Below are 14,380 nucleotides of genomic sequence, written 5' to 3'. Positions count from 1 at the left end.
GGCGGCCGCGGTAGGCGGCCGATGCGGACACGGCCGGTGTCCGCATCGCGGCCCGCCCGGAGGGCGCGCGAACCCGATCTCTCCGTCCACAATCGAGGGTGCAACTTCATCGACCAGGTAGGTGGTGTGTGATGGGCCAGCGGCCGCGTGAGCTGGAGCCGACCAGGTCTCCGCTGCACTTCTTCGGGGCGGAGCTGCGGCGCCTGCGGGAGGCGCGCGGCCTGTCGCAGGCCGGGCTCGGCCGGCTGCTCTTCCAGCACCGTGACCTGGTGCGCAAGGTCGAGACGGCGCAGCGGATGCCCGGCGAGGAGTTCGTCGGGCGCTGCGACGACGTGCTCGGCGCCGACGGCGCGCTGCGGCGGATGTGGCCGATGCTCGCCCGCGAGGCGCGGCTGCGCCGCGGCGGCGACCCGCACGGCGGCGGCTACCGCGCCGAGCTCTCCGACCAGCGGGCGCTCGACTGGCTGCTGTCCCGGCAGCGGCCCGGCCGGCGGCGTACGGAGACGCAGGCCGGCCGCCACGCGGAGCTGACGTTGCGCAGCATCCGCGAGCTCGACCACGCCTGCGGCGGCGGCGCCGCGTACTCGGCGGTGGCCGGGGTGCTGGAGGACGCGTTCGACGAGGTGTTCGCCACCAGCCCGCAGGTGGCCGCGGGGCTGCTGGAGCTGGCCGGCTACGAGGCCGTCGACATCGGCGCGGACGGCCTGGCGCAGCGGCACTACCTGCGCGCGCTCGACCTCGTCACCACCGGCGGGGACCGCCTCTACGGCGGCTACCTCGTCGGCGTCAGCCTCGGCCACCTCGCCCTGCACTGCGGCGACAGCGCGCAGGCCGTACGCCTGGCCACCGCCGCGCTGCACGGCACCGCCCGCCAGGCCGGGCCGGGCGTGCGCGCCGTCCTGCGGACCGCCCTCGCGCGCGCCCACGCCCGCCGCGGCGACGAGCGGGCCTGCCTGACGGCCCTGCAGCAGGCGGACACGGACCTGGCCCGCCGGTCCCGGCCGGACGAGCCGAGCTGGCTCGGCTACTTCGGCGAGGCCGATCTCGCCGACGGCAAGGCGCACTGCTACTTCGACCTGGGCAGCTACGACCTCGCGCGGGACGAGGCGACCCGGGCGCTGCGGCTGCTCCCGCCGTTCCGGGTGCGCCGCCGCGCGATCGACGCCGCGCTGCTCGCGTCGAGCCTGGCCCGGATCGGCGACGTCACGCAGGCATGCGCCGCCGGGCGGCTGGCCGTCGCGCAGGCGAGCACCACGGTGTCGTTCCGGGCCAAGCACCGGGTCGCGCTGATGATGGCGGAGCTGCACCCGTACGCCGACCTCCCCGAGGTGCAGGACCTGATCGAACGGGTGCGCACCTCGATGCCCTCGCCCGCGGTGTATCAGCTGGCCGCACGCGCCAGGACGGACCGGTAGGCGGCCAGCTCCGCGGCCAGCGCCGCGGCACGCGCAGGCCCGGTCAGGTAGTGACCGACCCCGGGCAACTCGACCAGCCCCTGCAGCAGCCCGCGCCCCGCGAGGGCCGCCGCGAGCGCCGTCACGTCCGCGACGGGCGCGACCGGGTCGTCCGTGCCGTGGACGAGCAGCACCGGTGCGGTGAACCGGGACGGCCGCACCGCCGCGTCCGGGTGCGCGAGGATCGCGGCGTGCGGGCGCTGGAAACGCGGCGCGGTGCGGGTCCACCGCACCGGGTCGACGATCGCCGAACGGGCCGTGGCCAGCGCGAACGGCCCGTCCTCGCAGACGGCGCGCAGGGCCGTGTAGCCGCCCGCGCTCGCCCCCGAGACGAACACCGCGCCCGGCCGGGCGCGGCCCGTGTCGAGCAGGTGCTGCGCGACGGCCCGGCAGTCCGCGACGTCGGCGATCCCCCACCGGCCGTCCAGCGCCTTGCGGAACGCGCGGCCGTAGCCGGTGCTGCCGCGGTAGTCGACGTCGGCGACGGCGAACCCGTGGCCGGTGAAGAACTGCACGTCGTCGTCGAGCCGGTACGCGCTGTGGTGCGTCGGCCCGGGGTGCGGGCGCACGATCAGCGGCGCGGGACCGGCGCCGCGCGCCGGGTAATACAGCGCGGTGACCTGGCCCGGGCCGGAGCCGACCCGGATCACCTCGGGCACGGTGACGTCCACTGCGGGCCGCCCGCCGGCGCGGACGACGTCCACGCGGCCCGTGCCGTCGGTCGCGACCAGCGCGATCTCCGGGGTGCGCACCGGTGAGCCGCCGATGAGGGCCACCCGGTCGCCCATGGTCGCGAGGTACGGCTTGAGATGGGTGTACGGCAGGCCGACCGGCCGTTGGGCACCGTCGGCCTCGACCAGCACCAGGCGGTATGCCGGCCCGGACTGCGCCGTGACCGCCAGCCGCCCGCCTGGGAGGAACGTGTAGTCGGCGTAGTCCAGCTCCCAGGGCGCCGCAGCGTTCTCGGCCGCCATCGGGGCGACCGGTGCGGTGCGCCCCGCCCGGTGGCGGTAGAGGTTCCACCAGCCGGTCCGGTCGGAGAGGAAGTACAGGCAGCCGTCCGGCCCCCAGCGCGGCTGCACCGCCGACTCGTCCGGTCCGCCCGCCACGCGGACGGCGTCGCGGAGGCCGTCGCGGCCGTACTCCGCCGTCCACACCTCGCTCGCGTCCCACGGCATGACGCCGTCCGCCCACCGCGTCCAGGCCAGCCGGCCACCGTCCAGGCAGGCCGCCCCGAGGAACGGGGACTCGGTCAGCACTGCCTCGCCCCCACCGGCCGGGTCGACGGCCACGAGCTGATCGTGGGTCGCGGTCTCCCGCACACCGAGCAGCAGCCCGTCCCCGCTGGTCAGGCCGCCGTGCGGGTATGGCGAGCCGGTGAGCCGGCGGCCCGTTCCGGCGTGCCACACCTGCCCGTCGGGCTCGCGCACGACCCAGGTGTCCGCGCCCGCCACGGCGTACGCGCCGCCGCCGTAGGCGTGCACCCGGCTGCCGACCGGCGGCTCCCCCAGCATCGTCCCGGCGGACGGGGACCAGGTCGCGACGACGCTGTGGCCGGCGTCCGGCACGCTCTCCACCCAGTGCAGACCGGCCGGTCCGGCGGCGAGGCTGTCGTATGAGGCTGCCGTCCCCTGGCTCACCGGCCCATCCGACCACAGCGCGGGGCGGCCATGCGAGCCGCCGCCATGCGGACCCGTCAGCGGTCCGCATGGCCGCTCTGGCCAACCGGCGCGCGGTGCGCGTGAATGGATCGCGAGGCCCTGCCGCCGTGGCGCGCACCGCTGCGGGGCAGGCGCCCGGGGCGGGCCCGACTTCCATCTCCCATGGCGGGCCCGCCCGCCACGCGATCAGCGGCCGGTCAGCGCGGAACCAGGTGCAGCACACCCACGAGCGCGACTCCCGTGATGAACAGCGTCGACACCAGCGCCGCCGCCACCAGGCGGCCGCTGCCCCGCAGCAGCGAGGGCAGGTGCACCGCGGCACCCATCCCGAACATGGCGGCGCCGAGCGCCGCCACCTGCAGGTGGCCGATCCAGCCGAGCAAGGCGGGCGGCAGCAGCCCGGAGCTGCGCAGCGCCACGCAGCCGAGGAAGCCGAGCACGAACAGCGGCACCAGCGAGGGCCGCCGCGTGCCGGTCGCGGCACCGGGCGACCGGAGCCGGCGCAGCGCGCTGACCGCCGCCACGACGGGGGCGAGCAGCAGCACCCGGGTCAGCTTGACGACGACCGCGATGGCGACCGCCGCCGCCCCGGCGGGCCCGGCCGCCGCGACGACCTGGCCGACCTCGTGCACCGCGGCCCCGGTCCACACGCCGAACTGCAGGTCGCTCAGGCCGAGCGGCTCGCGCAGCAGCGGGAACGCGATCAGGGCGAGCGTGCCGAAGAGGGTGACCATCGCGACGGCGGCGGTGACGTCCTCCTCGTCGCCGTCAGCGGTGGCCTCCATGGCGGCGATCGCGGACGCGCCGCAGACCGCGACGCCGGTGCCCAACAGCAGGCTGCGTGCGGCGCCCAGGCGCAGGCGGCGGCCCAGCCAGACAGTGGACAGCAGCGTGCCCACCAGGGTGGCGGCCACCAGCGCGACGACGGGCGCGCCGAGTGCGGCCACGGCCCCGAACGACACCGAGCAGCCGAGCAGGACCACGCCCGTACGCAGCAGCTTCTTGGTCGTCGTGCCCAGCGCGGCCCGGCTGGTGCGCGGCAGCAGGTTGAGGTTGGCGGCCGCCACGCCCAGCGCCACGGCCCAGGTGAGCACGCCGATCTGGGGCACCAGCAGGTGACCGAGCACCGCCCCACCCAGGCCCGCGGCCAGCGTGAGCGTGGACACGAGGGCCGGGGTGCGGCGCGGGTGTGCGGCGGGGGCCAGCAGCCCGGCGGTTACCACGGCCACCGCCCCGGGCCCGGCGGGCGGCACCACGCGGGGTGGTGCCGCCTCGACCCGGTGCGCGTCCCGCTCACCGGCCCACCAGCTCGCGCTTGAGGATCTTGCCGGTGGCGGTCATCGGCAGGCTCGGCACGAACTCGACCAGGCGCGGGTACTTGTACGAGGCCATGCCCTCCCGGCACCAGGCGATCAGCTCGTCCTCGGTGAGCTCGGCGCCCTCGGCCCTGATGACGTACGCCTTGACCTCCTCGCCGTGGCTGTCGTGCGGTACGCCGACGACCGCCGCCAGCGACACGGCGGGGTGGGTGAGCAGGACCTCCTCGATCTCGCGCGGGTACACGTTGAACCCGCCGCGGATGATCATGTCCTTGGCCCGGTCGACGATGTAGTAGAAGCCGTCCTCGTCCCGCCGGGCCAGGTCGCCGGTGCGGAACCAGCCGCCGGCCAGCACCTCGGCGGTGGCCTGCGGCCGGTTGTAGTAGCCCTTCATCACGTTGTGCCCGCGGATCGCGATCTCGCCGACCTGGTCGGCGCCCTCGATCGTGTTGCCGTCGGCGTCGACGAGCTTGAGCTGCACGCCCCACACCGGCACCCCGATCGAGCCCGGCCGCGGCTCGCGCTCCGGGTCGCTGAAGGTGGCCAGCGGCGACGTCTCGGACAGACCGTAGCCCTCCAGGATCTGCACCCCGAAGCCGTCCTTGAACCGCTTGATGATCTCGACCGGCAGCGACGCCCCGCCGGACACGGCCACCCGCAGGTTCGCCGCGATCTCGCTGACGTCCGCTCCGTCCAGCGCGTTGAGCAGACCCCAGTACATCGTGGGCACGCCCGCGAAGAAGGTGATCCGCTCCCGCCGCAGCGCCTCGACCGCCTGCTTCGCATCGAAGCGGGGCAGCAGCACCAGTGTCGAGGCGACCGCGAACCCGGCGTTCATCTGCACCGTCGAGCCGAACGAGTGGAACAGCGGCAGGGTCACCAGGTGCCGGTCGTGCCCGGTGGCCAGCGAGCCGAACAGCCGGTTGCCGGTCAGCGCGTTGAGCACCAGGTTGCTGTGAGACAGCTCGGCGCCCTTGGGCTTGCCCGTGGTGCCGCTGGTGTACAGGATGACCGCGGTGTCGGTCTCCTTCGTGTCGGCCGTGTCGAACGTGGACGGCCGCCCGGCCAGCGCCTGGCCCAGCGTCTCGGCCCCGGCGATCGGCGACTCCGCGGCCGGGTCGGCGGTGATCAGGAAGAACTGGCCGCAGCCGCCGTCCTGCTGGAAGCCGGCGTGCCCCTCGGCGCCCATCGGCAGCTCGGCGGTGCCCTCGAAGCAGAAGTACGCCCGCGCCTCGGCGTCGGCCAGGTGGTAGGCGATCTCCCGCGCCTTGAGCAGCACGTTCAGCGGGACGACGACGGCGCCCGCCTTGAGGATGCCGTAGTAGACGATCGGGAAGTGCGGCACGTTGGGGCAGGACAGCGCGACCCGGTCGCCGGGCCGGATGCCCCGCTCGGCCAGCAGGTGCGCCACCTGGTTGGCCGCCGCGTCGACCTGCGCGTACGTCAGCCGGGTGGCCCCGAGCACGACCGCGTCGCGGCCGGGGTGGCGGCGGGCGCTGTCCTCCAGCAGGTTGGCCAGGTTGAGGGTCATCGGGGGGCCTCCATGGTGCGCAGTTCGTCGATGAGCGGATGGACTCCGGGCCACTCGCCGTAGCCGGAGGCGGGGTTGAGGTGGCCGACCCGGCCGAGGCCGTGCCAGCAGCTGCCCCAGGCGGCGGCCAGCGCCCGGACCCGTCCCGGCTCGCCGAGCGGGTCGTCCGCGCTGGCCGCGACGATGCTCGGGAACGGCAGCCGCTGCCGCGGGATGGGCACCCAGCCGTGCTCCCGCAGCGTGTGCAGCGACGGGTACTCGGCGGGCAGCGGCAGGGCCAGGTCGGGCGGGGTGGCCAGCAGCGCACCCCGCACCTTCCCGGTGTCGTGCCGGGCGGCCCAGTGGACCGTGACCAGAGCTCCCGCGCTGTGCGCCACGATGATCACCGGGCCGCCCGCCGCGGCCACCGCGTCCTGCAGGGCCGCGACGCGGTCGTCCAGGCTGGGGTTCTCCCGGCCCAGTGGCTGGACGGACCGCACGTTCGGAAGTGTCGCGGCGAGCCGGGTCTGCCAGTGCTCGTCCACGTGCCCGCGCAGTCCGGGCACGGTGACGATCACGTCCGCGACGTCGGTCATGCCTCGCCCTTGGCGGTGTCGCCCGCGGAGGCGGCCGCGAGCCGCTGCAGGCTGGACGGGTAGGCCCGCTTGCCGAGGTACAGGAAGACGACGGCGGCGACGGCGACCAGCGGCACGTAGCGCATCGCGGTCTCCAGGCCGAACCGGTCGGCCAGTGCGCCGGTCACCAGCGGACCCGCCGCCAGGCCGAGCAGGTTGTTGAAGAAGGTGTAGATGCCGAACGCGGTGGCCCGGATCGACTCGTGGGTGAGCCGGGCGACCATGGCGCCGGTCGGGCCGGTGGTGCCGGCGGCGAAGAAGCAGCCGACCGCGAGCAGCGCCAGCTGCAGGCCACCCGGGGCGACGGCGAAGCCCACGCCCAGCAGGATCAGTGAGATCAGCGCGAAGGCGATGGCGGTGTTCCACTTGTGCATGGGCTTGGCGCGGCTGAGCCGGTCGGTGATCAGGCCGCAGCCGACCATGCCCGCGCCGAGGATCAGGATGAAGATCGCGGCGACGCCGCCCGCGCGGTCCGGCGCCATGCCGTACGCCCGGTTGAGGTAGCTGGGCAGCCAGGCGAACAGCGAACCGGCGATGAACAGCTGCAGGCCGCCGCCGATGTACGCGAGCACCACCGCCGGGGTGGAGAACAGCGTGGACAGGCGGGCCCGCTGCCCGGCCGCCAGCGCGGGGCTCTCCCCCGCGGGCTCGGGCACCCGGTGCGCGTTGAGCTTGCGCTCGCTGATCATCGCCCGGTAGAGCACGGCCAGCACCAGGCCCAGGATGCCCATGATGGCGAACGCCCAGCGCCAGCCGAACTGGACCGCGAACACGCCGCCCAGGGCGACGCCGAGCACCGAGCCGAACGAGCCGCCGGCCATGAACGCGCCGGTCAGCGACGCACGCCGGTGCGGGGCGAACACGGCCAGCACGACGGCCAGGCCGACGCTGCCGTACGCGGCCTCGCCGAGGCCGATCAGGAACCGGGCGAGCAGCAGCTGCCCGTACCCGGCGGCCAGGGCCGAGCCGACGGTGGCCACGCTCCACACGATCGCCATGACCACGATCGAGTTGACCCGGCCCCAGCGGTCGCCCAGCAGCGACAGCGGCGCGGCCAGCAGGCCGACGGTGAGCGCGACGATGCTGGTCAGCGAGCCGAGCTGGGTGTCGGTGAGGGCCCACTCCGTCTTCAGGAACGGGAACACGGCCGACAGGACCTGCCGGGACATGTAGTCCGACAGCAGCAGCGCGAAGGTGAGCGTGAAGACCGCCCACGGGAAGAGCCGGGAGGTGGTGCGGGTGGCGGCGGGCGGCGCGATGGCGACGCCCTCGCCGGTCTGCAGTGCCATGATGCTCCAAACGGGATGTCCGGCCGGCGCGGGTGAGAGGAACGCGGCGGCGTGGGGGGAGGACGTGGGGTGCGATGACCGCACCCCACGGCTGGAGATCTGCTCTTGTTACGGGTCAGGCGTGGAAGGTGAAGCCGACCTGGCCGGGCTTGCGGTTGGGCGCGAAGCCGAGCTTGGCCAGGGCCTCGTCGGCGGTGTCCCAGTACTCGCCGATCTTGTAGATGTCGCGGGCCTCCTTGCCGTCCGCGACACCACGGCCCAGCTCACCGGCGATCCGGACCAGCTGCTCGATCGCCTGGACCGAGGTCTGCTTCTCGCCCTTGCGGGCCCACAGGTTGTCCTCGTTGCCGCAGCGGGTGTGCAGGCCCATCGCGATCGCCATGGTGTTGATCGGCAGCACGTTGCGCATGATCGCTTCGAGGGTCAGGCTGGCGCCGTCCGGCACCTGGCGGATGAACTCCATCATCGAGTACGGGGTCGGGCTGTCGAACCCGCCGCCGATGGCCACCCAGGACACGTTCAGCGGGCCGGTGTACACGCCACGGCGCACCAGCCGCTCCACGGTGTGCAGCTGCGCCACGGTGGCGAGCTGGAAGTGCGGCTGGATCCCGGCGGCGCGCAGGCGGCGCAGGTGCTCCTCGACCCAGGCGGGCTCCGCCGGGACGACCATGTTGCGGTACGCCTCGTACAGCGCCGGCCGCTCGAACGAGGTCCCGGCGATGTCGTCGGCGGTCATCAGCTCGACGATGTTCATCTGGTTGGTGTTGATGGCGATGGTGACCTGGTCCGGCGCCGGGTCGAGGTTCGCCAGCATGTGCCGGGCCTCGTCCGCCAGCCACTTCGCCTCCTCGCCCTCGTTCTCCGGGGCGAACGAGATCGAGCCGCCGATCTGCAGGATCATGTCCGGCACGGCCTCGCGCAGCCGACCCAGCAGCTCGTTGAACTTCGACAGCCGCTTGGAGCCCTTGCCGTTCAGCTCCCGCACGTGGATGTGCAGCACGGTGGCGCCCGCGTTGTAGCAGTCGACCGCGGCCTGCACGTGCTGGTCCATGGTCACCGGGATGTCCTCGGGGAAGTCGCCCGGCTCCCACTCCGGCCCGTACGGCGCGGCGGTGATGACGAGCTTCTCCTGGTTCTCCGGGAACAACGAGTCGTCGAGGAAGTGCATGGGGGTCTCCTTCGGGGTGTCGGTCGGCTCAGAACGTCTTGTCGCCGATGACCCCGGCGCGCTCCATCTTCCGGACGGCGGGCCAGTAGTCCTGTACGGCGTAGTGCTGGGTGGAGCGGTTGTCCCAGATCGCGAAGCTGTTCTTCGTCCAGCGCCAGCGCACCTGGTACTCCGGGATCGCCGCCTGGCGGATCAGGTAGTTGAGCAGCTCGCTGCCGCCGGGCGTGTAGTCGAAGCCGAAGCGCACGCGCTCCGGCGTGTGGAAGTTGGTCAGGTGCGTGGTGAACGCGTTCACGAACAGCACCTGCTCGCCGGTCTCCGGGTGGGTGCGCACCACCGGGTGCTCGGCGTCGGGGAAGCGCTCGTGCAGCGCCAGGCGCAGGTCGATCGGCATGTTGGCGCCGAAGCTGGCCTCGATGCTGTGCCGGGCGCGCAGGCCCGCGATCCGCGCCTTGACGTCGTCGGGCAGCCGGCGGTAGGCCTCGGCCATGTTCACCCAGATGGTGTCCCCGCCGACGTCCGGCGTCTCGACGCAGCGCAGCACGCAGCCCATCGGCGGCGCCTCGCGCCACGTCGCGTCGCAGTGGTACGCGTTCTCGTAGTGCTCGGCCGGGCTGTCCAGGTCCTTGTAGATGCGGACCAGGCCGGGGTGCTCGGGGTCGCTGCCGGCGACCGGGTGGTCCTCCAGCGGGCCGAAGCGCTCGGCGAGCGCCACGTGCTCGGCGCGGGTGATGTCCTGATCCCGCAGGAACAGCACCTTGTACCGCAGCAGCAGCTCCTTCAGCTCGGCGAACAGCTCGCCGTCGCGCGAGGCCTCGGCGAGGCTGACGTTGCGCAGCTCGGCGCCGATGTGCACGGTCAGCGGGTGCACCTCGATCGTGCTGGGCCGCCGCACCGGTGGGGCCGGCTCCGTCTCGTCGATGATCTGCATGGACCTCTCCTCACTGTCTGATCGGCTGGGGGGTGGGGCGGCGTCAGCGGCCGGTGGTCTCCAGGTGGAAGACCGAGGAGCCGATGCTGCGGCCGGATTCCAGGTCGTGGTGGGCGCGCACCGCGTCCTCCAGGGCATACCGCTGGTTGATCTCGATCTTGATGCGCCCGGCGGCGACGTGGCCGAACAGCTCCCCGGCCAGCTCCGCCCGCTCGGCCGGGTCGGCGATGTAGTCGGCCAGGGCGGGCCGGGTGACGAACAGCGAGCCCTTGACCGCCAGCTGCATGGCGTCGATCGGGGGCACCGCGCCGGACGCCGTGCCGAAGCACACCAGCAGCCCGCGCCGCCGCAGCGAGTCCAGCGAGCGCTGGAAGGTGGTGGCGCCGATGCTGTCGTACACGACCGGCACCCCGGCCCCGCCGGTCAGCTCGCGTACCCGCGCGGCGACGTCCTCCCGGGGGTAGACGATGGTGTGCGTGCACCCGTGCGCCTTGGCCACCTCGGCCTTCTCGTCGGTCGACACGGTCCCGATGACGTCGATGCCGAGCAGCCGGGCCCACTGGGTGAAGATCAGGCCGACCCCGCCCGCGGCGGCGTGCAGCAGCACGGTGTCGCCCGGGGCGAGCGGCGCGATCCGGCGCAGCAGGTACGCCGAGGTCAGGCCGCGCATCGTCATCGCGGCGGCGGTCTCGCAGTCGATCGCGTCCGGCAGCTTGATCAGCGGCGCGACGTCCATCACCCGCTCGGTGCTGTACGCGCCCAGCGGGCTGCCGGTGTAGGTGACCCGGTCGCCGACGGCGAACCCGTCGACCGCCGCGCCGACCTCCTCGATCACGCCCGCGGCCTCGACGCCGAGCCCCGCGGGCAGCGCACTCGGGTAGAGGCCGCTGCGGAAGTAGGTGTCGGCGAAGTTCAGTCCCACCGCGAGGTGGCGGACCCGGACCTGGCCCGGCCCAGGAGCGCCGACCTCGACCGCCTCCCAGCGCATCACCTCGGGCGCACCGTGCTGGTGGAAACGGACGGCCTTCGCCATGATCGACTCCCGGAGGGTCGGGGGCCGGTCAAGGCCCCGATGCCTTGCCGAGCGCCCTGTGCCGCCCGGCCTACCTGCTGTGATGGCCGCAACAGTAGGCGTGAGCGGGGCCACATGCTATACATCGTGGGACAGCTTTCTTACCCCTACGGGACAATCGGGAGCCGGTTTTGGGCCCTTCTCTCCGCTATGCGTCGCTGAGCGGTTATCTGGAGCTGTCCCAGTCGCTCGGCCTGGACCCGGCCGACCTGATGCACGGCGTCGGCCTGGACGTGATGGACCTGGCCCAGCCCGACAAGTGGGTGCCCGCCGGACGGGTCGCCCGGCTGCTCGAGCTGTCCGCCCGCGAGTCCGGCCATGACGACTTCGGCCTGCGCCTGGCCGAATACCGGCGCGCCTCGACCATCGGGCCGCTCAGCCTGGTGTTGCGCGCCGAGCCCACCCTGCGCAGCGGCCTCGACCTGCTGGTCCGCTACGAGCACAGCTACAACGAGGCCATCCGCATCCGGCTGACCGAGGCCAACGGCCTGGCCACCATCCGCACCTGGTTCGAGTTCGGCGAGCCCGCGCCCTCCCGCCAGGCGGAGGAGCTCGCCGTCGCGGTGCTGTACGCCATCCTGCGCCAGTTCCTCGGCGCGCAGTGGCAGCCGCTGGCGGTGTGCTTCGCCCACCCGGCGCCCGCCGTCCTCGACACGCACACCCGGCTGCTCGGCGGTCGCCTGCAGTTCGGGCACGGGTTCAGCGGCCTGGTCATCTACTCCCGAGACCTCGACGCGCCGAACCCGGCCGCCGACCCGGCCGCCCGCGCGAACACGCCCGAGCTGCTCCGGACGCTGGCGGCGCCGCGGGGCGCGTCCACCGCCGACCGGGTGCGGGAGATGGTCGAGGTGCTGCTGCCGACCGGCCGGTGCGCCGCCGACGAGGTGGCCCGCGCCATGGGCGTGGACCGCCGCACCCTGCACCGCCACCTGGCCGCCGCCGGCGAGACGTTCACGTCCATCGTGGACGGCACCCGCGCCGGGCTGGCCGAGCGCTACCTGTCGAACGACCGCTACCGGCTCACCGAGATCTCCGAGCTGCTCGGCTTCGCCGCGCCGAGCGCGTTCTCACGCTGGTTCCGCCTCCAGTTCGGCGACAGCCCCAGCGGCTGGCGCCGCCGCCGCTCCGACCTGTCCCCCGCCGCCCCAGCCGCCAGCTGAACCGGGGGACGGGAGCGCCCCCGTGGCGCTCCCGTCCCCCGGCGGCTCAGCGCCGACGCATGTTTATCTGCAAATCCGTGCAACCGGCGCCACCGTCGGCGCAGACCCGGTCCGTGATGCTGGGAAACACGTGGTAGCCGGGTTTGTCATAGTTGAAGCACTTCTCGCCGTCCGAACTCAGGCAGTCGTCGCCGCGGACCCACCCGGCCTCGGTGAACATCCGGTCGACGAGGCGCACCGTCTCCTCCCGGGTGAGCGGCACGGTGTACCAGCGCTTCCACACCAGTCTCGTCTTGTCGCGCTTGGCGTAGCGGGCGTGCTGCGCCCATTCGTGCTCGGGCAGCTTCACGGCGTCGAGCTCGGCGGTCCCGGCGGCCAGGATCTCCTCGTCGGTCGGCCCGTCGTCGGCCGGGAAGCCGCAGCCGAGCGCCAACGCGGCGGCGATCACCCCGGCCAGCATGTGGCGGCGATCGATCGGCATGGGCCGTACCCCTTTCTGAGTCGTCATCGGAGCCGTACGCACTGTGGCACGATCATCCGGGTCCGGTCACGGCCCCGCGGTCGGCCGCAACCGGCCTGGCCGCTTCCGGACGCCCCCGGACCGCTGACGCACCGCCGCCTATTGCGCAGACTTCACCCCAGCCGTTCTCGGAAGGGAGATCGTCGTGTCGGTGGGGATCACCGTGGCGCGCCGCCGCGCCTCCGCCTGGTGGTACGCGCTGCCCGCGGGCCTGCTCGCGATCACCGGTTTCATCTGGCTGATCTGGCAGGCGTACGCCCCGCTGTCGCTGACCCGCGAAGCACGGCCGCTGGCCGGCCCGGCCGACGTGGTGTCGTTCGAGATGACGCCGGGTGTCACCTACTCGGTCTACCAGCGTCACGACTCTTCGCGACGCGGCTCGGACTGCCGCATCGAGCCGGAGCGCGGCGAGGCGACCGGTCTCGGCTTCGGCGACTTCGGCCGGGGCTCGGCCGCGCTCTACGTGATCCCGCGTGCGGTGACCGTCGACGGGGTCCGCTACGTCCTCACCTCGAAACTGAGCAACCGGTTCCGGCGCAACGTCGACGTGTCCTGCGTGGGCGACCCGGTCCTGGTGGAACCCGTGTCGGAGCGCCGCATCGGACCGCTGATCTGGCTGTCCGGCGCCGCGCTGGTGATCGTGGGCGGCTTCACCGCGGTGCTCGTCGCGCGCCGCCGGGTGCACGCCTAGAGCCAGCCGCGCCGGACCGCCTCCGCCCCGGCCTGGAACCGGCTCTCCACGTCCATCCGGTCGGTGAGCTCGGCGATGACCCGCCGCACGGTACGCGCGGACAACCCGAGCTTGCGCCCCGCCGACTCGTCCGTGTGCCCGGCGTCCAGCAGCCGCAGCAGCGCCTGGTCCTGCGCGCTCAGGCCGTCCTCGGCCACCTTCGGCGGCTCGCCGAACGGGGTCCCGCTCTCCCACACCTGCTCGAACAGCACGCACAGCGCGTTGACCACGGCCGGGCTGCGGATCTCCAGGGCGCCCTCACGGGAGTCCGCCGGGTTGACCGCGAGGAACGCGACCGCCCGGTCGATGATCACCATCCGGAACGGCACCAGCGGCACGGTACGGCTGTGCCCACCGTGCGCCGCCATCCACCTGGCGAACGCCAGGTTGTCCGGATCATGGCGGACGGTCTCCTGGTAGACGTTGCGCATGCGGACACCGCGGGACATCGCCTGCCGATTGTTGACCTTGGCGGCTGCGAGCGCCTCGGGGCTCATCTCGCGGTCGACGGTGAAGCTCAGGCATTCCTGCCGCACCCCGTCCGCCGCCGCGGTGAGCCGTTCCCGCACGGCGGCCGTGCCCAGCAGCCGGACCAGCTCGTCGCGGGGACGGCTCAGATCGTGCTCGGCCTCCAGCGCCACGGCCCAGGCCCGGACGGCCTCCAGCCGCTCGCGGCGGGCGGCCAGCTCCGCCTCCTGCTCGGCGAGCAGCGCGCCGAGCGCCGCCTGGGGACCCACCGCGCGCCACCCGCCCTCGCCCGCCGGGACGACGAGCGCCCGCTCGGCCAGGAGCCGTAGGGCGTCCCGCACTTCGGCGGCGGGCAGCTCCAGCTCATCGGCCACCGCTGCGACGCCGGCCCCCGGAAGCCTGATCATGGCGGCGTAGACGCGCTCGGCCTGCGGTGTCAGCCCGACGGACTCCAGCATCACTC

At 73.7% G+C, this 14,380-nt stretch carries 13 protein-coding genes; 3 read left to right on the top strand and 10 right to left on the bottom strand.

Annotated features, from left to right (window positions below; all coding sequences use genetic code 11):
• The first annotated feature begins 131 nt into the window (after positions 1-131).
• The gene (locus tag CS0771_RS20760) at positions 132-1,415 is read left to right on the top strand and encodes a helix-turn-helix transcriptional regulator (protein WP_212842533.1); all 1,284 of its coding nucleotides are present in this window, start codon (positions 132-134) and stop codon (positions 1,413-1,415) included.
• Here the strand turns inward: CS0771_RS20760 and CS0771_RS20755 are convergent.
• From CS0771_RS20755 to CS0771_RS20720, 8 genes are all read right to left on the bottom strand, one after another.
• Complete coding sequence (locus CS0771_RS20755) at positions 1,382-3,094, bottom strand: prolyl oligopeptidase family serine peptidase (RefSeq protein WP_244870917.1); 1,713 nt, start codon at positions 3,092-3,094, stop codon at positions 1,382-1,384. The genes CS0771_RS20760 and CS0771_RS20755 overlap by 34 nt on opposite strands.
• 218 nt (positions 3,095-3,312) lie before the next feature.
• A complete protein-coding gene (locus CS0771_RS20750; RefSeq protein ID WP_212842532.1) occupies positions 3,313-4,344 on the bottom strand; it encodes a YeiH family protein in 1,032 nt (343 codons plus the stop codon).
• Between the two features lie 64 nt (positions 4,345-4,408).
• A complete protein-coding gene (locus CS0771_RS20745; RefSeq protein ID WP_212842531.1) occupies positions 4,409-5,965 on the bottom strand; it encodes a long-chain fatty acid--CoA ligase in 1,557 nt (518 codons plus the stop codon).
• On the bottom strand, positions 5,962-6,540 hold the full coding sequence (locus tag CS0771_RS20740; RefSeq protein ID WP_212842530.1) for an alpha/beta hydrolase: 579 nt from the start codon (positions 6,538-6,540) through the stop codon (positions 5,962-5,964). The genes CS0771_RS20745 and CS0771_RS20740 overlap by 4 nt, the downstream gene beginning before the upstream one ends.
• Positions 6,537-7,868, bottom strand: a complete 1,332-nt coding sequence (locus tag CS0771_RS20735; RefSeq protein WP_212842529.1) for an MFS transporter — start codon at positions 7,866-7,868, stop codon at positions 6,537-6,539. Before CS0771_RS20735 ends, CS0771_RS20740 begins: the two co-directional genes overlap by 4 nt.
• 115 nt (positions 7,869-7,983) lie before the next feature.
• Positions 7,984-9,036, bottom strand: coding sequence for a 3-keto-5-aminohexanoate cleavage protein (locus CS0771_RS20730; protein ID WP_212842528.1), 1,053 nt, complete (start codon positions 9,034-9,036; stop codon positions 7,984-7,986).
• A gap of 28 nt (positions 9,037-9,064) precedes the next feature.
• Positions 9,065-9,967 (bottom strand): TauD/TfdA family dioxygenase, encoded by a 903-nt coding sequence (locus CS0771_RS20725; protein ID WP_212842527.1) that lies wholly within the window; start codon positions 9,965-9,967, stop codon positions 9,065-9,067.
• A gap of 43 nt (positions 9,968-10,010) precedes the next feature.
• Positions 10,011-11,000 carry a quinone oxidoreductase gene (locus CS0771_RS20720; protein WP_212842526.1) on the bottom strand — a complete coding sequence of 330 codons (990 nt, stop codon included), beginning with the start codon at positions 10,998-11,000 and terminating at the stop codon, positions 10,011-10,013.
• A 170-nt stretch (positions 11,001-11,170) separates the two neighbouring features.
• Between CS0771_RS20720 and CS0771_RS20715 the strand changes: the two genes are divergently transcribed.
• The gene (locus tag CS0771_RS20715) at positions 11,171-12,199 is read left to right on the top strand and encodes an AraC family transcriptional regulator (RefSeq protein ID WP_212842525.1); all 1,029 of its coding nucleotides are present in this window, start codon (positions 11,171-11,173) and stop codon (positions 12,197-12,199) included.
• A gap of 46 nt (positions 12,200-12,245) precedes the next feature.
• Here the strand turns inward: CS0771_RS20715 and CS0771_RS20710 are convergent, their stop codons facing one another.
• On the bottom strand, positions 12,246-12,680 hold the full coding sequence (locus CS0771_RS20710) for a hypothetical protein (protein ID WP_212842524.1): 435 nt from the start codon (positions 12,678-12,680) through the stop codon (positions 12,246-12,248).
• A 184-nt stretch (positions 12,681-12,864) separates the two neighbouring features.
• Between CS0771_RS20710 and CS0771_RS20705 the strand changes: the two genes are divergently transcribed.
• Positions 12,865-13,410: a hypothetical protein gene (locus CS0771_RS20705; RefSeq protein WP_212842523.1), complete on the top strand. Its 546-nt coding sequence runs from the start codon at positions 12,865-12,867 to the stop codon at positions 13,408-13,410.
• Here the strand turns inward: CS0771_RS20705 and CS0771_RS20700 are convergent.
• Complete coding sequence (locus CS0771_RS20700) at positions 13,407-14,375, bottom strand: LuxR C-terminal-related transcriptional regulator (RefSeq protein WP_212842522.1); 969 nt, start codon at positions 14,373-14,375, stop codon at positions 13,407-13,409. The two genes, CS0771_RS20705 and CS0771_RS20700, sit on opposite strands and share 4 nt — an antisense overlap.
• Between the last annotated feature and the right edge of the window lie 5 nt (positions 14,376-14,380).

It is taken from the genome of Catellatospora sp. IY07-71, assembly GCF_018326265.1.
Taxonomy (GTDB): domain Bacteria; phylum Actinomycetota; class Actinomycetes; order Mycobacteriales; family Micromonosporaceae; genus Catellatospora.
This window is presented reverse-complemented; position numbering and strand designations above follow the sequence as displayed.